Origin of the sequence: Pannonibacter sp. SL95, assembly GCF_026672425.1 — a bacterium.
Taxonomy (GTDB): Bacteria; Pseudomonadota; Alphaproteobacteria; order Rhizobiales; family Stappiaceae; genus Pannonibacter.
Genome location: NZ_JAPPRC010000003.1, coordinates 2024507 through 2048457, shown reverse-complemented (window position 1 = coordinate 2048457; position 23951 = coordinate 2024507). Strand labels below are relative to the sequence as shown.

28 protein-coding genes and 1 tRNA gene are annotated in these 23951 nt (G+C 62.9%); 22 read left to right on the top strand and 7 right to left on the bottom strand.

Annotation, left to right across the window (positions count from 1 at the left end):
- Position 1: 1 nt before the first annotated feature.
- The 9 genes from OVA12_RS10335 (at position 2) to OVA12_RS10295 (ending at position 8104) form a co-directional block, all read left to right on the top strand.
- Positions 2-1324, top strand: coding sequence for a phage tail protein (locus tag OVA12_RS10335; protein ID WP_268136913.1), 1323 nt, complete (start codon positions 2-4; stop codon positions 1322-1324).
- 97 nt (positions 1325-1421) lie between these two features.
- Complete coding sequence (locus OVA12_RS10330) at positions 1422-1940, top strand: phage major tail tube protein (RefSeq protein ID WP_268133635.1); 519 nt, start codon at positions 1422-1424, stop codon at positions 1938-1940.
- A 124-nt stretch (positions 1941-2064) separates the two neighbouring features.
- Positions 2065-2508, top strand: coding sequence for a hypothetical protein (locus OVA12_RS10325; protein WP_268133637.1), 444 nt, complete (start codon positions 2065-2067; stop codon positions 2506-2508).
- Positions 2509-2705: 197 nt separating this feature from the next.
- Complete coding sequence (locus OVA12_RS10320) at positions 2706-5558, top strand: tape measure protein (protein WP_268136912.1); 2853 nt, start codon at positions 2706-2708, stop codon at positions 5556-5558.
- The gene (locus OVA12_RS10315; RefSeq protein WP_268136910.1) at positions 5558-5929 is read left to right on the top strand and encodes a phage tail protein; all 372 of its coding nucleotides are present in this window, start codon (positions 5558-5560) and stop codon (positions 5927-5929) included. Before OVA12_RS10320 ends, OVA12_RS10315 begins: the two co-directional genes overlap by 1 nt.
- A 226-nt stretch (positions 5930-6155) precedes the next feature.
- On the top strand, positions 6156-6416 hold the full coding sequence (locus OVA12_RS10310) for a tail protein X (RefSeq protein ID WP_268133640.1): 261 nt from the start codon (positions 6156-6158) through the stop codon (positions 6414-6416).
- A complete protein-coding gene (locus tag OVA12_RS10305) occupies positions 6413-6571 on the top strand; it encodes a hypothetical protein (RefSeq protein ID WP_268133641.1) in 159 nt (52 codons plus the stop codon). The genes OVA12_RS10310 and OVA12_RS10305 overlap by 4 nt, the downstream gene beginning before the upstream one ends.
- Positions 6568-7566, top strand: a complete 999-nt coding sequence (locus OVA12_RS10300) for a phage late control D family protein (protein ID WP_268133642.1) — start codon at positions 6568-6570, stop codon at positions 7564-7566. The genes OVA12_RS10305 and OVA12_RS10300 overlap by 4 nt, the downstream gene beginning before the upstream one ends.
- Complete coding sequence (locus OVA12_RS10295) at positions 7559-8104, top strand: phage baseplate assembly protein V (RefSeq protein ID WP_268133643.1); 546 nt, start codon at positions 7559-7561, stop codon at positions 8102-8104. The genes OVA12_RS10300 and OVA12_RS10295 overlap by 8 nt, the downstream gene beginning before the upstream one ends.
- 35 nt (positions 8105-8139) lie before the next feature.
- Here OVA12_RS10295 and OVA12_RS10290 read toward each other — a convergent pair whose 3' ends face one another.
- Positions 8140-8538 carry a DUF2513 domain-containing protein gene (locus OVA12_RS10290; protein ID WP_268136908.1) on the bottom strand — a complete coding sequence of 133 codons (399 nt, stop codon included), beginning with the start codon at positions 8536-8538 and terminating at the stop codon, positions 8140-8142.
- A 241-nt stretch (positions 8539-8779) separates the two neighbouring features.
- Here OVA12_RS10290 and OVA12_RS10285 point away from each other — a divergent pair, with 241 nt between their 5' ends.
- The 11 genes from OVA12_RS10285 to OVA12_RS10235 all read left to right on the top strand — a co-directional run bounded on the left by OVA12_RS10285 (position 8780) and on the right by OVA12_RS10235 (position 16184).
- Positions 8780-9097: a phage baseplate protein gene (locus tag OVA12_RS10285; protein ID WP_268136906.1), complete on the top strand. Its 318-nt coding sequence runs from the start codon at positions 8780-8782 to the stop codon at positions 9095-9097.
- Positions 9097-10314: a baseplate J/gp47 family protein gene (locus tag OVA12_RS10280; RefSeq protein WP_268136904.1), complete on the top strand. Its 1218-nt coding sequence runs from the start codon at positions 9097-9099 to the stop codon at positions 10312-10314. The genes OVA12_RS10285 and OVA12_RS10280 overlap by 1 nt, the downstream gene beginning before the upstream one ends.
- Positions 10311-10970 carry a phage tail protein gene (locus OVA12_RS10275; protein WP_268136902.1) on the top strand — a complete coding sequence of 220 codons (660 nt, stop codon included), beginning with the start codon at positions 10311-10313 and terminating at the stop codon, positions 10968-10970. Before OVA12_RS10280 ends, OVA12_RS10275 begins: the two co-directional genes overlap by 4 nt.
- A 9-nt stretch (positions 10971-10979) precedes the next feature.
- The gene (locus tag OVA12_RS10270; protein ID WP_268136900.1) at positions 10980-11816 is read left to right on the top strand and encodes a phage tail-collar fiber domain-containing protein; all 837 of its coding nucleotides are present in this window, start codon (positions 10980-10982) and stop codon (positions 11814-11816) included.
- A gap of 45 nt (positions 11817-11861) precedes the next feature.
- Positions 11862-12263, top strand: coding sequence for a hypothetical protein (locus OVA12_RS10265; protein WP_268133723.1), 402 nt, complete (start codon positions 11862-11864; stop codon positions 12261-12263).
- A complete protein-coding gene (locus tag OVA12_RS10260; RefSeq protein WP_268136898.1) occupies positions 12263-13135 on the top strand; it encodes a glycine-rich domain-containing protein in 873 nt (290 codons plus the stop codon). Before OVA12_RS10265 ends, OVA12_RS10260 begins: the two co-directional genes overlap by 1 nt.
- A 320-nt stretch (positions 13136-13455) precedes the next feature.
- Positions 13456-13896, top strand: coding sequence for a hypothetical protein (locus OVA12_RS10255; protein WP_268133651.1), 441 nt, complete (start codon positions 13456-13458; stop codon positions 13894-13896).
- Positions 13893-14129, top strand: coding sequence for a hypothetical protein (locus OVA12_RS10250; protein WP_268133725.1), 237 nt, complete (start codon positions 13893-13895; stop codon positions 14127-14129). Before OVA12_RS10255 ends, OVA12_RS10250 begins: the two co-directional genes overlap by 4 nt.
- Before the next feature lie 17 nt (positions 14130-14146).
- Entirely contained in the window at positions 14147-14404 is a 258-nt protein-coding gene (locus OVA12_RS10245) for a hypothetical protein (protein ID WP_268133653.1), read from the top strand.
- Positions 14405-14469: 65 nt separating this feature from the next.
- The gene (locus OVA12_RS10240; RefSeq protein ID WP_268133726.1) at positions 14470-15729 is read left to right on the top strand and encodes a hypothetical protein; all 1260 of its coding nucleotides are present in this window, start codon (positions 14470-14472) and stop codon (positions 15727-15729) included.
- Positions 15726-16184, top strand: a complete 459-nt coding sequence (locus OVA12_RS10235; protein ID WP_268136896.1) for a hypothetical protein — start codon at positions 15726-15728, stop codon at positions 16182-16184. The genes OVA12_RS10240 and OVA12_RS10235 overlap by 4 nt, the downstream gene beginning before the upstream one ends.
- A 38-nt stretch (positions 16185-16222) precedes the next feature.
- On the opposite strand, the gene OVA12_RS10230 is transcribed toward OVA12_RS10235, so the two are convergent.
- Positions 16223-17323: a hypothetical protein gene (locus OVA12_RS10230; protein WP_268136894.1), complete on the bottom strand. Its 1101-nt coding sequence runs from the start codon at positions 17321-17323 to the stop codon at positions 16223-16225.
- Positions 17324-17592: 269 nt separating this feature from the next.
- On the opposite strand from OVA12_RS10230, the gene OVA12_RS10225 reads away from it, so the two are divergent.
- Positions 17593-17730, top strand: a complete 138-nt coding sequence (locus OVA12_RS10225) for a hypothetical protein (protein WP_268136892.1) — start codon at positions 17593-17595, stop codon at positions 17728-17730.
- Here OVA12_RS10225 and OVA12_RS10220 read toward each other — a convergent pair.
- The 5 genes from OVA12_RS10220 to tpiA form a co-directional block, all read right to left on the bottom strand.
- Positions 17725-17800: transfer RNA gene (locus OVA12_RS10220), tRNA-Lys, on the bottom strand. The two genes, OVA12_RS10225 and OVA12_RS10220, sit on opposite strands and share 6 nt — an antisense overlap.
- Positions 17801-17968: 168 nt before the next feature.
- Positions 17969-18796 (bottom strand): VOC family protein, encoded by an 828-nt coding sequence (locus OVA12_RS10215; RefSeq protein ID WP_268136890.1) that lies wholly within the window; start codon positions 18794-18796, stop codon positions 17969-17971.
- A gap of 19 nt (positions 18797-18815) precedes the next feature.
- Positions 18816-20444, bottom strand: coding sequence for a CTP synthase (locus tag OVA12_RS10210; RefSeq protein ID WP_268136888.1), 1629 nt, complete (start codon positions 20442-20444; stop codon positions 18816-18818).
- Positions 20445-20574: 130 nt separating this feature from the next.
- The gene (secG, locus tag OVA12_RS10205; protein ID WP_268136886.1) at positions 20575-20958 is read right to left on the bottom strand and encodes a preprotein translocase subunit SecG; all 384 of its coding nucleotides are present in this window, start codon (positions 20956-20958) and stop codon (positions 20575-20577) included.
- A gap of 118 nt (positions 20959-21076) precedes the next feature.
- A complete protein-coding gene (gene tpiA / locus OVA12_RS10200; protein WP_268136884.1) occupies positions 21077-21847 on the bottom strand; it encodes a triose-phosphate isomerase in 771 nt (256 codons plus the stop codon).
- Positions 21848-22059: 212 nt separating this feature from the next.
- On the opposite strand from tpiA, the gene OVA12_RS10195 reads away from it, so the two are divergent.
- Positions 22060-23949, top strand: coding sequence for a peptidylprolyl isomerase (locus OVA12_RS10195; protein WP_268136883.1), 1890 nt, complete (start codon positions 22060-22062; stop codon positions 23947-23949).
- Positions 23950-23951 lie beyond the last annotated feature (2 nt).

The following is a 23951-nucleotide window of genomic DNA, read 5'->3' as shown; positions in this document are numbered from 1 at the left end:
CATGGCAAGCTCGGAACGCTACTTCGGACCTGAAGTCGTCGATGTCGACGAAGGCGGCCTTCTCGTCCGCGAACTGAAAGCGGCGACCGCGTTTCTGATCGGTACAGCACCGATCCATGAAGTCCACGCAACCCCGGCGGCGCGCGCGGCCTATATCAACAAGCCGATCCTGATCCGGCGCCAGTCCGACATCACCCGGCATTTCGGCCCGGTGCGGGACGGCTACACGATCCCGCAGAAGCTGAACGCCATGTTCTCCAAGGCGAGAACCGCCGGCATCGGCACGATCTGTGTGGTCAACGTCTTTGATCCTGCGGTGCACAAGGACGGAGCCAACACGCCCGATCCCTCGCGAGTAACTGCCCTCGACATCATCGGGACCTTCGACGCGGCCGGCAATCCGTCCGGCCTGAAGCTCGCCTATTCGTGCTATCAGGCCTATGGCTGGTTCCCCAAAATCCTGCTGGCAACAGGCTTCGACGGATTGAGCGGTGTGCGGGCAGAACTTGGTGTGATCGCCGGACGGATCCGGGCGCGCTATCTTCTGGACGCGCCGCTCGGCGTCACCGTGCAGCAGGTCATCGAAGCCCGCGGGCCGTCGGGGAGCTTTGACTGGCAGACCAGCGATCGCCGCGCGATCCTGTGCTGGCCGCATATGAAGGTCGTGAACCTTGATCCGGCTTCGTCAACCGCCGGCAAGCCGATTGCTGACGCCTATTCCGCACATCTGGCCGGCGTCATGCTGTCGAGTGTCATGGAATATGGCTACCACCATTCCCCTTCGAACAGGCCGATTGCCGGCATTGAGGAGGCCGCGCAGCAGGTGCTGTACATTCCCGGAGACAAGACGTCGGACGTCCAGGAACTGCGCGGTGCGGGCATCGTCACGGTCGAGGAGCGCTGGGGCAAAGGGCCCCATGTTTCCGGCAACAGGTCCGCTGCCTATCCGACCGTCACGGACATGCGCAACTTCATCCATGTGCAATTCATTGAGGACGTGATGGACGAGGCGATCCTTCATTTCCTCGACGAGTGGAAGGACCGCAACGCAAACCCGGCTTCGCTGGAAAAGGTCGAGGACCGGATCAACGCCTACGGCCTGTCCAAGACGGTCGGCAAGGATCCGGCGCTCTATGATTTCCGGTTTTCCTTTGACCGCAAGAAGACCACGCCCGCCAGCATCGCAGATGGCTGGCTGTACTGGCGCCAGGACTATGCGCCGGTTGGCCTGATGGAGCGGCTGACGGTCGAGCGGTCGATCAACATCGACCTGATCCGCAACGCGCTTGGCCTTGCCACGACGACAGACCCGCAGGTGGCCTGACGGCGCGCATGTGCGTCTGCGGCCCGCAGGCAGGGGATGAAAATGCCCAACTGATGCCGGTCTGTCAGGCCGGTTCCAGGAACGAGGAACACAGAAAATGGCCGATTACCGCCGGTTCGCCTCAATCGTCAACGCCGAGGTCTACAAGGAAGACAATTCCCTTCTCGGCATCGCGCGCGAGTTCAAGATCCCGTCCATCGAATGGAAGACGGTCGACATCGAAACCCTTGGACAGGTCGCGGTCTACAAGACACCCACCCGGGTCCTGGAAGCCCTGACCGGATCGATGAAGTTCCAGGCCCTGGAGCCGGAACTTGCCGAGGAATTCTACAATCCGACGATCTCGCACAAGCTGCAACTGCACCAGCGTCTTGATGTCAACGGTCCGGATGGTCACGACCGGGAACGCTCCTGCACCCTCATTACAATCGTCAGTGCACGCTTCTTCAAGACCGATGCAAGCGGTGCCAAGCTCGGCGACCTTGACGAGATCGATTATGAGTTCACGTGCTCTCGCCTGGCGCAGCGTGTCCACGACAGTGACCGGACGTTGCTCGAGATCGATGTTTTCGCGAACACCGCCCGGAACAGTTCCGGCGATATCTGGACCGCATGATGTGACTGTGGGGCGGTCTGGAGCCGCCCCCTCTTTACCCGGACAGGCCCGGCAGAACCGATCTGCCTGACCTGTCCGGACTGGCTGACCCTCCGGACCCGCAATCCGCGCCACGGAGGCCAGCATGTCCGATCACGATTTTTCCCCCTCGCATACCCATTCTGCCGTTCCTGCCAGCCCGCACCATTTCTCCGGCGAAGGTGGTCCGGCCGCCCCGGGCGTCATTGACCGCCTCAAAGCCTATCGGGCAGCTCATGAGGGCGATGAGCGTTTCGTTTTGCCCGAAACCGGCGTCACGGTGTCTTTCCCGAAGTTTCGCAAGCATGGCACCTGGGTCAGCTGCCTTCGGCTCGCCCGCAACAATCTGGCCAAAGCGCAGATCCTCTACATCTGCCGTGTGTCGCGCTTCGATGGCGAGACCATCACCGAGGCTGACTTCAGTGCCTACATCCCGATGCAGGATGCCAACGAACTGCTGGCGGAAGTCTTTGGCGGTGCCTCTGCCGAAGATGACGATGAGGCGGGTGAGCCCCAGGGCGAGGGAAAGCGGACGGCGAAGACGGCCTGAGGCTGTCTTCGCTGGAATGCCAGACCTACCTCGTCAACCGGGGCTGGCCGCCGGGCTACCTCGACGATCTGTCCGAGGACGAGTTCCTCGCAATTTACGAAGACCAGATCGCCTTTGACGAGGCGCGCGCGGAGGCTGAGCGCCGCGCGGCAGAACGGTCCGCAGCCGGATCCAGGGGGCTCAAGGGAGCGCGTTGAATGGCGGACATGCGCCTTGGCATTGTTGCCGAATTCACCGACCGGGCGTCGCAGCGGCTGACGAAACTGCTGCGTGCCAACCAGCGACTGGAACAGGCCAGCCGGGCCAGTGCAAATCTCGCCCGGCCGCAACTTGCCGCCCAGACACGCCTGGCCGCTGCGACAGACCGGATGGCGCGGCTGATGGTCCAGGTCCGCACGTCGGCGGCCGGCATCTCGGCGCCGATCATCCAGGCGGGTGCCGCTATGGCCCGTTTTTCCGGCCAGATCGCAACAGCCATCCGCAAGGCGTTCTCCTTGCGCGCGGCGCTGGACCGGGCGCGCCAGGGCGCTTCGCTGATGGGTCAGGGCCTGGGACGGATCGCAACAGGGGCAACCGTTGCCGGCGGCCTGGCTCTGGGAGCCGGTGGCCTGGCGGCAGGTGCTGCCAATATGGTGATCGGCCCGGCAGCGCAGATGGAAGCCTATATGGTCCAGCTCGAAAGCCTTGAAGGCTCGGGCGAACGGGCAAAGACTGCGATGGGATGGATCACCGACTTTGCAGCAAAAACCCCGTTGGAGCTGCCGCAAGTGGTCGAAGCCTATCGCCAGCTCAAGACCTTCGGTATCGATCCGACCAACGGATCCCTTCAGGCGATGGTTGATACAATGGCCATGTCCGGCGGCGGAGCGGAAAACCTGTCAGGTATTGTCCTGGCGGTCGGGCAAGCCTGGACCAAAGGAAAGCTCCAGGGCGAAGAAGCGCTTCAACTGCTCGAACGCGGCGTTCCGGTCTGGGATCTCCTGTCGAAAGCGACGGGCAAATCGGCAGCGGAGCTGCAGGACCTTGCGTCGAAGGGCAAGCTTGGCCGCGATGTCATTGCCAAGCTGGTCGAACTGATGGGCGAACGGGCAACCGGAGCCTCTGAAAAGCTGTCCCGAACCTGGGACGGCATGGTCTCGAACATGTCGGACATGTGGTTCAAGTTCCGTCTGATGATCGCCGATGCCGGGTTGTTCGACTGGGCCAAGGACAAGCTGCAAGGCCTGCTGACAACCTTCAACCAGATGGAAGCGGACGGAACGCTTCAGGCCTGGGCGGAAGATATTTCCCGCAACATCATCGCGACGCTGGAAGCCATCTGGACCTTCGGCACGGGACTGTGGAACACGTTCCTGATCCTCGCCGAGTGGCTCTCCTATGCCGCCGACATGCTGGGCGGATGGAACAACCTCGCCATGGTGCTGATTGCCCTGCCACTGGCCAGCACGATCATGGGTGTCGTCACCGGCGTGGTCCAGCTCGTCTCCGGCTTTATGCTGCTGGCCAGCGGCATTGCCGCCCTGTCGCTTCCCCTTGTCGCCGTCCTTGCCGGGGTCGCCCTTCTCGCCGCCGGCGCCTGGTATGTCTATCAGAACTGGGATCAGGTGACCGCCTGGTTCGGCGCGGCCTGGGACTGGGTCAAGTCGCGGGTGATGGCCGCCTTTGACGGGATCTTGGCGGCGGCCGCCGGCGCCTGGTCCTGGTTCAAGGAGAACCTTTCCTGGCACCCGCTGGCACTGATTGCGAACAACTGGGATCAGCTGTCAGGCTATTTCAGTGAGCTGTGGGCTGGCATCAAGGCCCGTGCTGCCGAGGCCTGGGCCGGCATCAAGGCGCTGTTTGTCTTTGAGTGGCCCGATTTCAAGTGGCCAGAATTCAAGTGGCCAGATCTGACCTTGCCTATTCCGCGCCTTCCCGATGGCTTTTCCGACTGGGTCGCATCGGCGTTCGACCGGCTGGTGGGCGTCGCCGAGGACGGCTGGTCCCGGCTGAAAGCGATCTTCACAGCCATGCAGGAGGCGGCAGCAGGTCTTGGCGCAGCGCTCAGCGACGTGGTCGGCGGGGCCGTCGACGCGGCCCGTTCCGCCTTCGACGCGTTAAAAGGCGCGCGTGGCGTTGACCGGATTTACGGCGAACTGTCGGCGCTGGCCAACACCAGTTCGGCCCTCAATCCGTTCGGATCGGACTTCGACCAGGGCTATGCGCTGACGGAAGCCCTGCAGGCCGGCCAGATGAGCCTTGCAACCTACCGCGAGGAACTGGCCAAGGTCGTGGCCGGCGGCGGAGCCTTTGCCGAGACCGCGCAAAAGATGCTGGATGCGGCAGCCCGGCTTGATGCGTTTTCCGCGCCTGGGTCAACGGCACAGCCTGCCGGACCTGGTGTGCCCGATCCATCCGCAATGGCTGCAACCGAAGCGATGATCACGGCCATCAAGGTGGCGGCAGCTGCGCTGCCAGGCATTGTTGCAACGGCAGTATCGGCCGCGCGAACACATCTCGAAGCGCTGGATTTTTCTGTTCACGGCGCGCGCATGATGGACACGATCGCGGCGGGCATGCGAGCCAGGGCACATGTGGTCGTTACCGAAATGCGGGCCATGACCCAGGCTTTGCGTGATCACCTGCCGTCCTCGCCAGCCAAGGTCGGGCCGCTGTCTGACATCCACCGGCTGAAGTTCTCTGAAACGATGGCCCAATCGATCCGGCCCGGACCGATGGTCGATGCCATGCGCCGCACAGCTGCCGCCACGCTTGCGGCTGCAACTCTGGGCGCCCCGGCCCTGCCTGCCATGGCAAGCGCTTCGCCACAGCCGCTGGCCACAAGCCAGAGCGCGGTCGTGCGCGGCTCTGGCTCTGGCTTTAGCGGGCCTGGCGCCAGCCAGAGCGGGGGCGGATCTTCAATCCAGATCACCTACAGCCCGCAGGTGACGATCGCCGGCGGCGCTGCTGCGGACCGGGACGCGTTGCTTGCCGTTCTCAACGACCATGCTGATGACCTGGTCGCGCTCATCCGGCGCCGGCTGGACGAAGACGGGAGGCTTGAGTTCTGATGACTGCCTTTGCCTATTTTGGCGAACTTGCGATGGGCGTTCCCAATGTGATGACGGGACCATCCGCAGCAACAGAGGCCCTCGAAAACACGGCGCATGAGCACAAGGTCTTGCGCGGCAAGCCTATCTTGCAAGACGGCGGCGAGGATCTGGACAAGCGCAGCTTCTCCTTTTTCTTCGACGAAAGCTTTTGCGATCCGCAAGACGCCTACGAAACGCTGAAATCGGTTGTCCGGGAGCGCAAGGCAGCGGCGCTGGTGTTCGGAACATCCGGCTATGACGGCAAGAAATACTGGCCGAAATCGGTGTCCGTCACGTTGCAGAAGACGACCGCCGGGAGGCCGCATCGTCCGGCTGGAGGCAACACTTGAACTGATCGAGGTGGCGGATGGCGCGACGAGCCTGGGCTCTGGCGCCGGTCCGGGGGCGGCCTCGGGCATAGGTCTTCTGGGCTCTGGCGCCGCAAGTCTGGCGCGGGCGATCCTCAATCCCCTCACGAAGCGCCCCTGAAGACAGGGACCAAGAAGACAGGAACCTAGAAGACAGGGGCCTATCGAAGGTGGCGCGGCGAAACGAACATGAGGAAGGGCACGTCTTATGGCAACGGCTGTCAAGACAGGAGAGTTTCTTGAACACCGGACCGGGTCCGGCGAGCGTTGGGACACCATCGCCACGCGATATTACCGGGATCCGGAAGGCATGGGCCTGATCATCGACGCCAACAAGGGGGTGTTCCTGGAAGGGTTGACCCCGCTGCCGACAGTCCTGCCGGCCGGCGTCGTTCTGCGGATCCCGGTCATTGAGCAGGCTGCAGTTGACGAGACCCTGTTGCCGCCCTGGAAGCGCAGGCAGTCATGACAAGCCTGCCCGAACCCTTCGTGTCCATGTTCGTCAACGGTGTCGATCCCGGCGCGGCGCGCCGCAAGGCCGAATGGCCGTCGGGCGATCAGCCCGCGCCAGCGCAGGCCAGGGCGCAGCGCGCCCGAAACGGCCGTGAGCAAGGATTATCATGACAAGCCTGCCCGAACCCTTCGTGTCCCTGTTCGTCAACGGTGTCGATGTCGGCAGCGATCTGGCCCCCTATCTCCTGGACTTCACATTTACCGACAACCTGCATGGCAAGGCGGACGAGATTGCGGTCAAGCTGCGCGACGATGCCGGGCTGTGGCGCGGCGCCTGGCGGCCGGAACAGGGGGACATCGTTGCGGTCCCGGCACTCGGGTACAAGGGCGGGATGACTGTTGCCGCCGGTGTCTTCCAGGTGGACATACCGGAAGCCAGTGGATCGCGGGCGAATGACACCTTGAGCTTCCGCGCGACCTCTGCATTTGCCGAAACCGACCAGCGCAGCAAGAAGTCGAAAGGCTTTGCCGACACCACGCTGAAGGACATCGTGACAGATGTGGCAGGCCGTCACGGACTGGCAGTCCGGGGCGAAATCGACGATGTGCCCTTTGCCTACAAGCGGCAACGACGCGAGCGCGACCTTGAGTTCATCAAGCGGCTTGCCGAGGATTTTGGCCACTTCGTCTCGATCAAGGATCAGGCGCTGGTGTTCTTCCAGCGGGCAATGATCGAGGCACAGGCCCCGGTGCGCAGCTTTGACCTGGCGAGCGGTACGCCCGTGACGGACTGGTCTGCCCGCGAAAAGACGGACAGGACCTTTTCGAAGGCCCGGGTGACATATCTCAAGGGCGAGGAAAAGCGGCTGATCCAGGGCGAGGTACAGGATCTGGCCGCCAGAACAGGCGATGTGCTGGAAATCGACGAAAGGGTCGAGGATGAGCAAACCGCACAGAAACTCGCCAAGAGCCGCCTTGCCAAAGCCAACGAAGACCGGCGGACGGCAAGCCTCACCGTCATCGGTGACCCGCTGCTGATTGCTGGCCAAGTGGTCGCCCTCGGCGGCGGCTTTGGCAAGTTCGCCGGCCGCTATCTCATTCACAGCGCGCGCCATGTGCTGAAGCGCGGCAGCTACACGACAGCACTGGAGTTGAAAGGTGTCTGACAGGTCTTCCCGCCGGCTGCTCGACAGCGGCCAGAATTCACCCTACCGCCGGGGCACAGTGATCGAACGGGATCCGGCAAAAGGACGGGTGCGCGTGCGCTTCGATGACGAGCAAGGTGACGAAAGCGGCTGGATCCATGTCTGCCAGCCTGGCACCGGCGCCAACAAGTTTTACCGCATGCCGGACGAGGCAAGCCAGGTGGTCTGCCTGATGGACTGGGACGGTGAGGACGGGGCAGTTCTGGGCGCCATCTGGTCCGACAAGGACGGCACGCCGACCGGCGACGGCGAGACGATGTACATGGCCTTTGCCAGCGGCCTGTCGGTCTCTGTCAACCAGGCCAGCGGCGACATTGCGGTCAAGGGCGCCAAGACCGTCAGCGTTGTCGCCACCAGCATCACGCTGGAGGCAGCAAGCATTACGCTGAAAGGGCCGGTGGCGATCGAGGGCGACAGCCTAACGCACAATGGCAAGAATGTTGGCGACACCCATGGGCATGTCACCGCGCCTCCCGGCCCTCCGGGACCGCCGGTTTGAGTTGGGTTGGCAAATAAGATGTGGGTGACAAGCCTCTAAAGGTCGATCTTCACCCCGGTGTGTTGTTCGATCTTGTTTCGCAGTAGCCCTTTTGCCAGAGCCGCGACGAGGTCAAACGTAAATCCGCGAGCCTTACTCACGCCGGATTTCGTAAGAGCCCAAATCTCATCATCTCTAACTGTATCGATGAAATCATGGCCAGCCCAAGTGATACGTCCAACTATCCAGACGCCGTCTGTGCTATCAAACTCCACCCAACCCTGATCGCTGAGTAGTTGCAGGTGGTGTTCCATGCGATCTACTTCGTCTTGGTCCATACCTAGCTCATCGATCATCAAGGCCCGACTGACATCATCCGCGCGAAGCTCAAAAGTGCAAGTGCCCGACTCGATATCCAGAAGGAGCTTGCGGATAAGGTCCATGTCGCGTTTCATCGCTTGGCAACCTCGATCATTGCAATCAATAGTCGCTTCTAGCACGATTCGATTGTGTCCAGCTTGCGATTCGAAACACGGAACTGTTCCGTAACTTCACCGACCAGCCTTTTCTATTGTGCCGACATCAGTTCCTGCGCGGGCTTTTGTCGGCATGTTTGTTTCAAACGCTCCCCTTCGCCCAAATGACCTTCACTGGCAGCACCGGGTGCAACCTGGACCGGCCGGGGCATGGGGAACAGTGGTCACCGGGATTGATGATCTTGAACAGGCCATCCGCATCATCGCGCTGACGCCGAGACTTTCGGTGCCAACAGAGCCGGACAAGTTCTGCGATGCGCTGGCCTTCATCGACCGCCCGCCGGCGATTGCCATTCCGCGCATCGCACAGGAAATCTTCGACAGCCTGACCCGCTGGGAGCCGCGCCTCAAGGTCGAGCGTGTCGAGGTCGAGGCGGTGGCATTTCATCATTTCAAGGTTCCCGTGTTCTGGCGGCCGCGTGAAGACGTGCTGGCAGACCTTCGGCGCACGGACGTTATCCTGCGGGAGGCGGCGTGATGGTGGACCTGGTCAAAAGCACATCGCCGCGCGAACTGATTGCCCGGGGTGCGCCCAAGCTGTTTCTGACGTCTGCAAAGGACTGGAAGGAAAAGCTGGTCGCCTGGTTCGAGACCGATCCGCAAGGACCCCGGCGCAAGCTTTATCCTGCCCAGGTCGAGCAGGTGCTGATCGATCTTTTGTCATACGGCTTCTCCCTTCTGGGACGCGAGGCGCAGTTTGCATCCGAACAACGGTGGCTGCTGTTCGCAGTCGGCCAACATCTGGACGTGGCTGCGGCGAACAACTCGACGTTCAGGCTGAAGGCCCAGCCGGCGACCTGCCGTGTTCGCGCCACGCTCAGCGCCCCTGCCTTGGCCCAGACCCTGATTGGCAAGGCCGGCGACACGCTTGCCGCCGGCACTGTCGTCTTCAGGCTCGACAGCGCGATCGTCATTGCAGCCGGCCAGACTGCGGGGGAAGCCATCGCCACGGCGCAGGTTCCCGGCGTTACCGGAAACGGGTTCCTGCCCGGCCAGGTGCGCGGCCAGATCCGGCTTCCGGGTAGCGGTGCAACCGGTGGTGCTGCGGCAAGCGGGCTCGGCAATGCCGACCTGGTCAACATCAGTGAAACAGCTGGCGGGACAGAGGAGGAAGGCGACGAGGCCTTGCGCGAACGTGCCATGAACGCACATGAGCGGATCTCCAAGGCCGGCCCCCGTGAAAGCTATCGTCAGCAGGCCCGGGCCTATTCGCCCGCGATTGCAGATGTTGCCGTGATCCGTCCGGCGCCGGGCCAGATCCACCTTTACGTGCTGATGAGTGATGGCGTGCCGGCGCCGGCCTTTCTGGACGGGCTGAAGAACTGGCTCGATCCGCTGCAAAAGCGGCCGCAGGGCGATGCCCTGTCTGTCTTTGCCGCCGAGGCTGTCACCTTTTCGATCTCCGGGACGGGCCGGGCCGCTGGCGAGCTGAGCGAGGCGCGAAGCCGGCTGGAAGCCAGGCTCACGGAAGCCGCCGCCATCTGGTCACGCAAGCTCGGCGATTACATGGCCCTGTCCGCGCTGACCTGTGCCGCGCGTGCCGTTGAGGGCATCACCGATGTGGACCTCGATTTCGCAGGCTTGCCGGGCAGCGGCCCGGCAGCCCGCCAACTGGCCGAACATCAGTTTGCGGTTCTGACCGGTGTCAGCCTGACGATGCAGGCAGCCGGGCCGGCGGGCGGAGGCTCGCCATGACAGAGCGCCGTTTTCCCGAGAGCCTGATCCCGCCGGGCATCAATGACGAGCGCTCGCGCGCGATCCTTGGCGCTTTCGAGACCATGGCCAGCGAGTTTGATTTCGCTCGCCTGTTGATGCGTCAGTCCCGAGAAATGCCGGCAGAGGTCCTGCCCCTGGCGATCGCCGAACGGTCGCTCGAAGAATTCCTTGACCCTGACGGCAGTCCGGAACCGGCTGTCCGCAAACTGATCGATCTGGCCTTTGTGCTGCACGAAACCAAGGGCACGGATGCGGGCGTTCTGGCTGCACTGGCAGCGTTCGGCCTCGATGCCGAAATCCTGCAATGGTTCGACCGGACCCCGGCCGGACCGCATGACACGCATACGATCACGGTCGATGCCAGCCAGGACATTTTCGGCGACGGTGATCTGTGGGCAGGACGGGTGTTTCGCCAGGTCTGGCGGGTTGTCGATGCCATGAAACGCTGGAGCCAGGAAACCGGCTTGCAGATGGCAGCCACCGCACGGGCACCCGCCTATGCCGCCGTCTTTCCCATGACGCGGATCAATGTCGTGGCCCTGCCGTTTGTTTTCGATCCGCCGGTTGCCTCCGGGCACCTGCGCGCCGGCGTCTCGCCTCTGACCCGCCTTTCCATCATCGCCCGCGCTGCCTGAGGACGCAACATGCCGACCTATTCCATTCTGACCACCAGGGGCAAAAACAAGGAGGCGCAGGCGCTGGCGACCGGCACGGCGCTGGTCGTCACGCATCTGGCGTTTGGCAATGGCGACTACGCCCCGACCGGCGGTGAAACCAGCCTGCAGAGCGAGGTCGTGCGCAAGCCGGTGCAGGCCTCCGGGACTGTCAATGGCGCGCCGAACACGGCGTTCTTTGATTGCCTGCTGGAGGCGGAAGACGGTCCCTACACGATCCGCGAAGGGGGATTGTTCGACCAGGATGGCGACCTGATTGCCATCATCAAATACGATCCGCCGGTGAACAAGCCGGTGCCGGCATCCGGCCAGACCGTCGAAGCCCTGATGCGGGCGCATGTGGTGTTTTCCGACCTTGCCAATCTGGTGATCCGGATCAACGCGATCAACGCCTTTGTGGCGGCCGAACGCCGCGTCGATACGGGCACAGGCCTGAAGGGTGGCGGTGATCTGTCGCAGGATCGCACGCATGAACTGGACGTCCCTGGACTGCCGCCAATCACGGGCGCAAATGTTGACCTGGCAGCTGATCTTCTGATCCTGCATGACACGTCCGCCGCTGCCCCGCGAAAGCTGACGCCGGCAGCCCTGTCCGCTGCCCTGCAGATTGATCAGCGCATCGCGGATGCGATCAGCGCCTTGCCCGACGACACCGTGCTGGAGTTTGCAACCCTGCCCGAACACAGCGCGGGCGAGATTGCGACCAAGGCGGCGCATCCGGCCGGTGTCAAACAGATGATTGCGGCAGCGCTTGCCGCGCTGCCGGACCCGGGCGACGCGCTCTACCGCTTCGAGACCCTGGCTTAACCCCCTGTTTCACTCCTTGTTTCCCTCTGGCTTGAGGAGCCCTTCATGGCCACATCCCCCCAGTTTACCGGTGTGCCCTTGTACGGTGCGGCCGTCGTGTCGACCGCAAACACCAACCGTGACGGTAGCGGTACACTCGCGACCATCCTGACCATGCCGGTATCCGGTGGCCGCATCGATCGCGCTGTCATCAAGGCGACAGGCAACACCACGGCCGGAATGGTTCGCCTGTTCGTGCACGACGGCACATCCGCCCGCTGCATCGCCGAGATCCCGGTTCCGGCAATTGCGGTGAGTGCGACGGTTGCCTCGTTTGAATGCGTTGTCGATTTCTCGACCTCATCGGCCAGCGCCTATGGCCTGGTTCTGCCGGCTGGTCACTCGTTGAGAGCATCCACCCATCTGGCGGAAGTGTTCCATCTGACGGCGTTTGGGGGGGCATTCTGATGGCGAACTTCGGTTTGAACGGCTTTCCGCGTGGCAGCTTTCTTCGCAAGGCCGCCGGTCAGGCAGCAGAGGGCGCGCCTGGTTTCCTTGCTGGTGGCAGCAACGGTAGCATTTCGCTTTTGACACTCACCAGGTCTGCCGGGCTTGGCCAGGACGTGTTCGGTATCGGTCAGTATCGCGTCATCGCTGGGACCAGCGCATTTGTTGTTCCTGAGGGAGTGACCAGCTTGCGGGTCCGGGCAAGGGGCGCAGGCGGCGGCGGTGGTGCCGGCGGCAAGACCGGGAACAACACGCGCGGCGGTGGCGGTGGCGGCGGCGGCGGATTTGGTACGGGCGTCTTCACCGTTGTGCCGGGGCAGTCGATCACCGTCACCATCGGCGCGGGCGGCGCCGGGGGCGCAGGGGCAACCGGTGGCAATGGCACGGCCGGGGGCACGACGAGCTTTGGTGCAATGCTCTCAGTCACCGGCGGCGCCGGGGGCACAGGCGGGGCAACAACGGGGGCTGGCGGCGCGGGCGGCGCCTCTGTCGGCGGCCAGGTCAATGTTCCAGGCGGCGCAGGTGGCAACGGCGGTTCGGCAGCTGGCGGATCCGGTGCCGGTGGCGGCGCGGCAGGAAGTCCGCTTGGCGCCGGGGGCATTGGCGGCAATGGCGCTGCAGATACAAACACGCGCGGCGGCGGCGGTGGCGGCGGCGCGGCCGCAAACGCCGGCAGGCAGCGTCAATGCCACATCCGGCACCAGCGGGGCCGGCGGGGGCGGTGTTGGCGGACCTGGATTGCCTTCACCTCAACCCGGTCCGAATGCCGACGGCATCGTCCAGGCAACAGGCGCTGGCGTCAGTGCTGCCCGGGGCTACGTTCCCCGCTTTGAGACCGACCTTGAAAGCAGCTCAGGTGGCTATGGCTCAGCCGCGCCGGGGACAGCGGGTGCAACTGCGGACGCGGGTGGCGGATCGGGCGGCGGCCGCGGCGCGGACGGCAATCCTCCTACATCCGGCGGTCAAGGCCGTGGCGGGGGCGCAGGCGGCGGCGGCGCTGGCGGCGCGACCTATGTCGGCGCGGCCGGAGGCAACGCTTTGTTTGGTCACGGCGGGGGCGGCGGCGGTTCTTCGCAATCATCCAACGGCGGTGACGGCGGAAGCGGCGGCAACGGCTTCGTGATTGTCGAATGGTGAAACGGAGAACGGAAAGATGACCAGATTTGCACGGATCATTGAGGCGGTCGCCGTGGATGTGGTGACCCAGGACCCGACTGCGTTGTTCCATCCGGAAATTGCTGCCCAGTTCGAGCCAGTTCCGGACAATGTTGAACGGGGATGGCACCGGACCGGGACCGTCTGGGCTGCTCCGGCGACAGCGGCAACACCTGCGGCGGCAACCATCCCCCGCAAGACCGTCGTGACGCCTCCGGAGTTTCTTCTGCTGTTCACCGCGTCAGAACGCATCGCTATTCGCACAGCCAGGGCAAGCGATCCTGTCGTCGCGGACTGGCTGGCGATCCTTGAGGATCCGCGTCTTTCCGAAGTCGACGTCTCGCGCCCGGCCACTCTGGACGGCCTTGCCTACCTTGCCTCCAAAGGCCTGATCACCCAGGCGCGGGCGGCAGAAATCGCACTGGGAGCGCCGCTGTGAGGACCTTGCTCAACTACATCTACAATCTGCACGTGGCGCTGTCGCAGCTGGCGAACACGCTGCTCGGCGGGGATCCGGACGAGAGCTTGTCGGGCCGGATCGGCAAGTCCATCGATGCCGGAGGCTGGGCCGCCCGTGTGCCGTGGCCGGCGATGGTGCGGCGGCACTGGCTGGCCTCGATCGAGCCTGACGAAGGTGGCAACAGCGCCCTGAGACGGCGCGAACGGGTGTGACAGCGGGAGACATGGGCATGCTGAGATTGAACAGTTCTGCGAGTCTTGCCGAAAGTGCCCCGTGGGCCCCGCTCGGCGACTTCCTGTTGCAGGTTGACCAGCCGGATCGGACGACCGTCGAAATCCATGCCCGGCTCGCAACTGATGCGCCATGGGTCATCATGGGCGCTATCCGGGAGGGTGGCGCCCGCATCCTGCGCATGGATGCGGTCACCGAAGTGAAGATCCTGAGCCGAAATCCGACCGGGTTGCCGGTCAGGGTCTGGAGCGACTGACGATGGGCGTCCCGAGACCGCTTGCAATCATGTCCGCCGGAACGTCTGACTTCGGGATCAGGCCATTGATCAGTTGCGATTGTTCGGCCCGAGCCATCGCAACACAGTATCCATTCTGGATGCGCCGGTTCCAGTTCGCGGCAGACTTCATCAAGGGGCATGCGCTGATCGGCGGGCGGCGCGTGACGATGGCTGAGATCGACGCCAGACACACGCGTCTTTCGGTTCGCCGCGCCGCAGACACATCCGGCGTGTCACGCGAGTTCAGTGATGGCGCAATGGCCTTGACGGATAGAGGCTTTGACAGCCGGGAACCTTGGACGAACCTTGTCCCCAACCCGTTCAATCCGCGCGCCTGGACCATCGTCAACACGAACAATACCGCCGAAGCCGGAAACTTTCTCGGCATGTCGAGCGCGGTCCGTGTGGCTTCGCAGGGACTGACTTACGGGCGGGTGCAGTCCCTGCTGGATGTACCACTTGTTGTCGGTCAGGTGTATTCGGCGCGAGCCCTCTACGCGGCCGGCTCGTCACCTCAGATGCGCTCCGGCATTCGCTCTGCGGCCGAGTCCAATCGGGCGTCGCTGGTAACTGGCCCGGTCGGGGCAGCTGCCATAGCTGGAGCCACAACGATGGTGACCATCAACGCGGTCAGGAACATCAGTTACGGGGCAGGCCTGTACGAAGTTCAGTACACGTTCACCGCCCATGAGCCGATCAATGTGACGTTCGAGATCGGCCCGAACATCGGCACGCCTGGCCAGGACGTCGTGGCGATCGCCGGACAGGTTACGCCCACGCCGTACCAGATGCCGTGGGGGGCAGGCAGTGTTGATGGCGACAGTCTGGTGATCTCTGCGGCGGACGCTGGCCTGGTTTTCAACCCGGTTGCCGACGCAAAGACCCTTGTCATGGTTTGGCGCGGCACGGCGACTGAAAGTTCCGTCACCTTCGCCCATTTGCTGCAGGCTCGAAGCAGTGCCGGCAACCTCTTTTTGCAGTATCGCAAGGATCAGAACTACCGTCTCGACCTGAACAGCGGCAGCGGGACCAGCACGCGCGGTCTGGCCGGTGCGCTTGGATCCGAGCAGGCCTTCGTGGTGGCCTGGAGGCCGGACGGCACATGGCTCACGGTCGATGCAACGGGCATCTTCACGGGCTCCCGCCCGATGTTCAATGGCGTCCTCGACGGCATTTCCGTTGGCTGTTCTGCGACGGATGGCCGGGGCCGGGTCAACGGCACGCACAAGCTGGCCGCGATCGGAGCGTTTGACAGCTTTTCGACGGCAGATGCGCAGGCCCTTTATGATGTGGTGGCTCGATGACAGGCACGATTGACCATATCCTGCATTTCGCCGGTCCCGAAGCGGTCGACCTTGCCGCTCTTGGGGTCGTTGCAAGCGAGGGGGAGCCGCCTGTTACATTGGCTGATCTCCAGAACCGGGCGGAGGCTGGCGTGTTTGAGGGTTCGGCAGTTGCCGCACGCCGCGTCTACGTGATCGCGGCCGATGCGGTGCATGACGCCGATGGCTTGGAAGTGGAACCGAGGGTCGAAGCGCCGGGCATCTGGCTGGCGGTCCGGTCCATCGCATTTCTTGCCAACCTTCCGGGGCTGGTTGCAGCATCGGATGCCGAACGCAGAAAGGCCGGCCAGCCCTTCGTGCTCTACATCAATCCGGACTATCCCCTCGAAACCCTGCGAAAACGCATCACGCCCATGTGGATGGGCACGGATTACGATCTGTCCGGGCTAAGCAGCACGGACATTGTGGAGGCATGAATGGCAGAAAGCGAACGGTCGATAGAACGACGAACTGGCTATGCTTGATCGTGCGTTAGAAGCAAGACGGGCTGTTCATACTCCACAAACATGCCGTGCTTCGAACGAATGAGGTCCACTGTTTCCTCATGACTGAGACCTTCAACTCGCGGCGGGCGTCCACGCTCAAAGCTGCATTCTTCCAGCGTCGCGTCTAAGATATCGTGCTTGCTATAAATCAACGCGTCCGAAAAGTCGCACCTGTCAAAATGATGAGTTCGTCTTCCCCATACAGTTGCCGAGGACCAACCTAGTGCCTCGACACTGATATTCTTGAAGGAACATTCAAAAAATTTCTCTGTTATACTCATCCGCGCCATTGCATGGAGCGAACTCTCCGATGATGTACCAAAGTGGCAGCTGTAAAATTTAAAATCGTTTGGACGATACCGGAGCAGTCCCAAAAGCGATTCATCAACAAAAATGACCTGCCTGTGAAAAGAACCTTGCGGAAATCCTTTCCAAATTTTTATGTCGAACTCATCATCAGCGGATTGAGGTCGTTGGTTGAAAGGCCGCCACCGTGTCGTACGGATACCCAGTTTATCGGCAGCGCCTGAAATAGCCCGTATTTGATCGATGATCGGCTTATTGTCCGTCGTTTCGAATAGATACCGAGCTGCCAGTTCGTCACACACCGTCTCGAAGGCATACTGGGCATAGGGGCTCTTAGGGGTTGTGATTACCGTGTTGAGCATCGCAAAGCCAACGCCGCGTTTCAAAGGCGACTCGTCTGCAAGAAGGGCTCCCGCCTTCTCCAGCAACAGGCCAACATCCGCCATGTCCTTCGCATCGTTCTGCCGCCGTTGCTCATTGGCCTGGGCTTCATTGATCAGTCCGCGCCAGACCACTGTGCAGAGTGTGACGATACCAGCCATTCCGACAAGGAACGGCTGAAACACCTGCATGGCTTGGCCTCGTTCAGCCCAAGCGTACGGCAATGACAGGATATAGACTGCGAGCCCGGCCATGCCGATTACAAGCAAGATGGCCGCCGCAACTCCGACAGCAAACCACTGGTTCGGGTTCTTGGAAGGCCATTCGGAAATCGGCTTCGGACCGGGGGCTTGATTTTCGTTGGAAGGAGATTTGTTCGACACCATCAAGATCCAGCCCTATGGCGGGCGCCCAGGAACAAGCGGTTCCGGGCAGCAGGCCTCAGTCGCCATATTGATGCCAGCGCACCAGCTAAGTGGGACAGCCATCGCACCTGCCGCACGCGCGAGCCGTGAAAGTGTGGCTGAGTCGTCGATAGGTTGAAATGAAGGATTTCAGATGCGGGTAGCTCCTTGCCCCCTGCTCACTTAAGCCCGTACCCGAGGCGTGCCTGCCAAATCGAATGCCATCGTTGCGGCGCTGGAATTCGTAAATGCCGAAAGTCAGCACGGTGAACAATCAACTGTGCAATCGCGAGCGCTACTTTGTGCAAAATGAAAAGGCGCGCGACAGCATGGCGATGCCTGATAGCCGGGGGCATTCGTCTGGATTTAAAGGGGGGGAATGGTGAGCGAGCAGGGACTCGAACCCTGGACCAACTGATTAAAAGTCAGTTGCTCTACCAACTGAGCTACTCGCTCCCAAAAAGGGAACACGGAGCCAAGCTCCGCGTTGGCGGTGTGTTTATGTCCAACTTGCGCGGTGCGCAACCCACAAAATCACACAAGCCGCATCCTATCCACGGAGGTCATTCTGACCAAAGCCCATGAAGAGGCGGTAAATGGTGCCTGCTGACGATCGTAGCGATCTCAGCCTGCCGCAGCAGACGGGTCAAGAATGAGGTCGAGACCAAAATTGCCGGCCGCCGGGACGATGCGGCGAGCCGGGACAGAACCACCCGTCAGGCGCAATGCCGCAATGCGCGGCAACGCTGCCCGAGGCCCCGCAGACAGGCCGTAAAGGCCTTCATAGGCAACCGGCGACAGGATCGAGATCAGGCCGCGCGCCGTCTTGCACTCGATGCCCAGACTGGTCGCCCGCAGTTCCCGCACGCCGGTAAAGGCCTCGAGGAAAACATGGTGATCGGCAGGATCACCGGCCACCAGGATCACTTCGGCAAGGCTTTGCGCGCCGTTGCCGTGTGTCTGATATTCAGGCTTCCAGAAGTTCTCGGGATACCGGTTGCGACAGGTGAAGAACCCGAGCGTCGGAGCATCCGGATCCGCAGTGAAAGTCAGGTCGAAGCCGACCTTGCGCACCTGCCCGTCCGGCCCGATGGCTTCCCGTTCGAAGCCGAAGGGCTCGAACACCTTCAGGCCGGCGGCAGCAAATCCCGCCCGGTCGGACACTGGATCCACGCTGTCCAGCACCAGCATTGACGCGCCTTCGTGCCGGCTCAGGAAGTCGCGGTTGAAGCCGCCGAATGAAAAACTGCCCTTGCCCGGCGCCGCGATGTCGACGCCAGCAGGAACCGTCAGCAGCTCGATGAACGCGCCATCGAGCTGAACCAGACGGTTCTCGGTGCCCCAGGGGTGGCGTGCCCGCGGCGTCAGGGTGAAGCCATTGGCCTCATAGGCCGCCGCGGCGCGATCCAGATCGCGCACGGCCACCACCAGATGATCGATCCCCCGGGTCACGTCCCCTCCCCGTCCCTTGTCAGACGAGCCGGCTGCGATTAACGGCAGCGGCAATGAACGAGGCGAACAGCGGATGCGGCTCGAACGGACGCGACTTCAGTTCCGGATGATACTGAACGCCGATGAACCAGGGATGGTCGGCAATCTCGACCGTCTCCGGCAACACGCCATCGGGCGAGGTGCCGGCGAAGCTGAGGCCGCAGTTCTCCAGCGTCGGGCGGTAGGCGATGTTCACCTCGTAGCGATGACGATGGCGTTCCGAAATCGTCGTCGAACCGTAGATCTCGGCAATGCGCGAGCCCGGCTTCAGCGCAGCCTGATAGGCACCGAGGCGCATCGTGCCGCCGAGGTCATCCCCGTCCGCACGCGTCTCCACCTCATTGCCACGCACCCACTCGGTCATCAGGCCGACGACCGGCTCCGACGACGGACCAAATTCCGTCGAGCTGGCCTTGGCAATGCCGGCGAGATTGCGGGCAGCTTCAAGGACCGCCATCTGCATGCCGAAGCAGATGCCGAAATACGGCACCTTGCGCGTGCGGGCAAAATGCGCCGCAGCGATCTTGCCTTCAGCACCGCGCTCGCCAAAGCCGCCGGGAACCAGAATGCCGGCCACGCCCTCGAGATAGAGACCCGGATCTTCCTTCTCGAAGGTCTCCGATTCGATCCACTCGAGCTTCACCTTGACGTTGTTGGCGATGCCGCCATGCACCAGCGCCTCGATCAGCGACTTGTAGGCATCCTTCAGCACCGTGTACTTGCCGACAACGGCAATGGTCACTTCACCTTCCGGATTGGCAATGCGGCGGGAGATCTCTTCCCAGCGATCCAGCTTCGGCGCCGGTGCACCCGTGATGCCGAATGCGGCCAGAACCTCGCTGTCGAGGCCTTCCTTGTGATAGGCGATCGGCACATCATAGATCGAGGCCACGTCATAGGCCGGGATCACCGCGCTTTCACGGACATTACAGAACAACGACAGCTTGCGCCGTTCGGTGTCCGGGATCTTGCGGTCGCAGCGGATCATCAGGATGTCCGGCTGGATGCCGATCGACCGCAGTTCCTTCACCGAGTGCTGCGTCGGCTTGGTCTTCATCTCGCCCGCGCTCGGGATATACGGCATCAGGGTGAGATGGATGTAGATCGCCTGGCCACGCGGCAGGTCGTTGCCAAGCTGGCGGATCGCCTCGAAGAAGGGCAGACCCTCGATGTCGCCGACCGTGCCGCCAATTTCCACCAGCACGAAGTCAACGTCGTCATTGCCGTCCAGGACGAAGGCCTTGATGGCATCCGTCACATGGGGAATCACCTGCACCGTGCCACCGAGGTAATCACCGCGCCGTTCCTTGGCGATGATGTCCTGATAGATGCGACCGGTGGTGATGTTGTCCTGCTTGGTCGCGGGACGGCCGGTGAAGCGCTCGTAGTGACCCAGATCAAGGTCGGCCTCGGCCCCGTCATCGGTGACGAAGCATTCGCCGTGCTGATACGGGCTCATCGTGCCCGGATCGACGTTGAGATAGGGGTCGAGCTTGCGAAGACGGACGGTGTAACCGCGCGCCTGCAGGAGTGCGCCGAGGGCTGCCGAGGCAAGGCCTTTGCCGAGGGAGGAAACCACGCCGCCAGTGATGAAAATGTATCGCGCCATGGAGCAACACCTTAACGGGACCAGGGCCAGGTCGGCCACATGGGTCTTGCGGTTAGACACAATAAAAATGCCCTGCGATTGGTGCCGCAGGGCAAATTCAGAATTCGGATCCGGCTCAGCCGGATGTCGCTTACTGCGCGGCCGGGACCTGAGGACCGGTCGGCTGCGGGCTCTGCTGCTTCAGGGCGTCGAGAACGCCACCACCCGTTGCCGGGGCCGGAGCTTCGCCGTTCTGCTGCGTTGCCGGGGTCTGCGACGTCGGCAGGCTGTCCAGCACGGAGGCCGGGCTGTCGTTCATCTTGGCGATCAGGCTGAGCGCGATGGACGTGGCAAAGAAGGCCACAGCCAGCAGGGACGTCGCGCGGGTCAGCACGTTGGCAGTGCCACGTGCCGTCATGAAGCCGCCGCCGCTGCCGCCCATGCCAAGCGCGCCGCCTTCGGAGCGCTGCAGAAGGACGACCAGCACCAGTGCCAGCACGACCATCAGGTGAATGACGATGACCACCGTTTCCATTTGGGACCGAAACTCTGTTGTACGATTGGCGCCTTCTACACCAGACGCGACTGGCTTTCCACCCTAGAAGCAAAAGAGCTGCCTTGCGCCTGTGGCAAAGCAGCCCCGCGCTGAAGGGTCAACGATAAGCGGCGATAATGCCGAGGAAATCTGCGGCTTTCAGGCTGGCCCCGCCAACCAGTGCCCCGTTCACATGCGGCACCGCCAACAATTCGGCAGCATTAGCCGGCTTCACCGAGCCACCATAAAGCAGTCGCATCTGAGCCCCTTCTGCACCAAAGCGTACGGCGAGCCGGTTGCGCAGGTCGCCATGGACCTCGGCGACATTGCCGACGGTTGGCGTCAGACCCGAGCCGATGGCCCAGACTGGCTCATAGGCAATGACCGTGTTGGCAGCTGTCGCGCCATCCGGAATGGAGCCGGCGATCTGGGTTGCAACAACCTCGAGGGTCTTGCCGGCCTTGCGCTCGGCCTCGGTCTCGCCAACGCAGATGATGGCAACAAGGCCCGCGCGCCAGGCAGCTTCTGCCTTTGCCCGGACCACGGCATCGCTTTCGCCGTGGTCGGCGCGCCGTTCCGAATGCCCGACGATGACCGCAATGGCACCGGCATCTTTCAGCATTTCGGCTGAGATGTCGCCGGTGTGGGCGCCCTTGGCATTGGCATGGCAATCCTGACCACCGAGCGTGATCTTGGTGGCCGCAACATCCTGGCCAAGACGCGACAGCAGCGTCGCCGGCGGGCAGATCATCACATCCACCTTCTGGGTCAGCACGGGATAGAGGGCAGCGGACAGCGCCTTGATCTCGGCACGACTTGCGTCAACGCCGTTCATCTTCCAGTTCCCGGCCACGAGCGGGCGGATCGAAGTGGGATTTGTTGCGGTCATCTGTCGCTCCCTCTGCAAGCCAGCGCCGGTCTGAAGCCGCCTGGCTCGAATGCTGCTTTGTCATCTTCGCTAACGGGCCGGGGCGCAAAGCGCAAGTGCGCTTCGCCACCTGCTTGTCTTGCCCCTATTGTCCGCTGCCCTGCAACGGGCTATGCAGGACAACCGCCGGGCGGAAACGCCGGGCCGCATGCTTATTGACCAGTGGAGACAACATGCTCGACGCGCTGCGCAAGGGCGCCGGCACCTGGGTTGCCAAGATTTTCCTGTTCGTCCTCGTCCTCAGCTTTGCTGCCTGGGGGATCGCGGACGTGTTCCGTGGCTTCCAGACGACGACCGCTGCCAAGGTCGGCAATGCCGAAGTTTCCCTGATCGAATTCGAGCGGACCTACCGCCAGGAACTCGACCGTATTGGCCGTCAGATCGGCAGGCCGCTGTCCACGACGGAAGGCGCACAGTTCGGCATTCCGCAGCAAGTCCTTGGACGTCTCATCGCCGACGCGGCCATGAACGACGAAGCCAATGCCATGAACATCGGCCTGTCGAACGAAGAGCTGGCCAAGGCGATCCAGGCCAACCCGAGTTTCCAGCGCAGCGGCAAATATGACCGCAACCTTCTGCTGGAACTCCTGCGCAGCAACGGAATCCGCGAAGAGCAGTTCGTCACCGACCAGCGCCTGACCTTTGAGCGCATGCAGATCGCCGAGGGCATCTCCGGCGCGATGTCAGCGCCCAGGACCATGCTGGAAGCCGTCAACGTGTTCCAGAACGAAACCCGCTCGGCACGCTATCTGGTTCTGACCCCGGAAAGCCTCGGCGTACTGGCGGAGCCCGATGACGCGGCCCTTGCCACGTTCTACGAAGCGCGCAAGGCCGATTTCCGGGCGCCGGAACTGCGCGCCTTGACGCTGCTTGAACTGACCCCGGCAAGCCTTGCCAAGGCCGACGCGGTGACCGACGAGGCGGCTCGTGCCGAATATGATCGCACGATCACCCGCTATCGCACCGACGAACGCCGCCGGGTGCGCCAGATCCCCTTCACCGATTCGGCCGCTGCCGAAGCTGCTGCTGCAGAACTTGCGGCCGGCAAGACCTTCGCGGACCTGATGGCCGCGCGGAACCTCAAGGACACCGACGTGGACCTTGGGCTGCTGGCGAAGGACAAGCTCCTCGACCCGGCAGTCGCCGAAGCGGCCTTCGCCGCGGCGCAGGGCGTTCTGCCGCAGCCGGTCAAGGGCCGGTTCAGCACCCTCATCCTCGAGGTTGCCGAGATCGTTCCGGCAGCAACCCGGCCGTTCGATGAGGTCAAGGCCGAGATCAAGGCCGCCCTTGCGCTTGCCGCAGCTGAAGAAGACGTCATGGATCTGCATGACGAAATCGAAGACGCCCGGGCCGGAGGCACCACCCTCGCCGAGATCGGCACGCGTTTCAGCCTGACGCCGACCACCATCGCTGCGGTCGACAGCACAGGCAAGGATGCCAGCGGCACCGCCGTCACCCTGCCCGAGAACCCCGAGCTTCTTGCCAAGGCCTTCGAGAGCGACGTCGGCATGGAAAACGACGTCCTGGCTTCCGGCCAGCGCGGCTATCTCTGGTTCGAAGTCACCGGCGTGACCCCGGCCCGCGACCGTGACCTTGCCGAAGTCCGTCCCGCTGTCGTTTCGGCATGGCTTGCCGCCGAACGGGACAAGCTGCTCGGCGAACTGTCGCTGTCCTATGCCGACCGCCTGCGCAAGGGCGAGACGCTGGAGGCGATTGCCGCCGAGAAGGGCCTTGCGATCAAGACCGACGCCGCGATCAAGCGCAATCTGGCAACCGATGACCTGCCCGCCGCGACCGCCAGCGAAGCCTTTGCCGGCCCCGCCGGCACGGTGGTGGAAGCTGCTGGAACCAACGGCAACCGCATCGTCCTCGTGGTCGACAGCATCGCCACTCCGGCGTTCTTCGTCGAGGCCGAGGAGATCAAACCGATCGACGAGCAGATCACCCGGCAGCTGCAGGATTCGCTGCTCAACCAGCTTGTGGCCGAAGTCCAGAAGGCCAAGGGCGTCGAAATCAACCAGGCCGGCATCCAGCAGGTCATCGGCACGAGCCAGACCCAGTAACA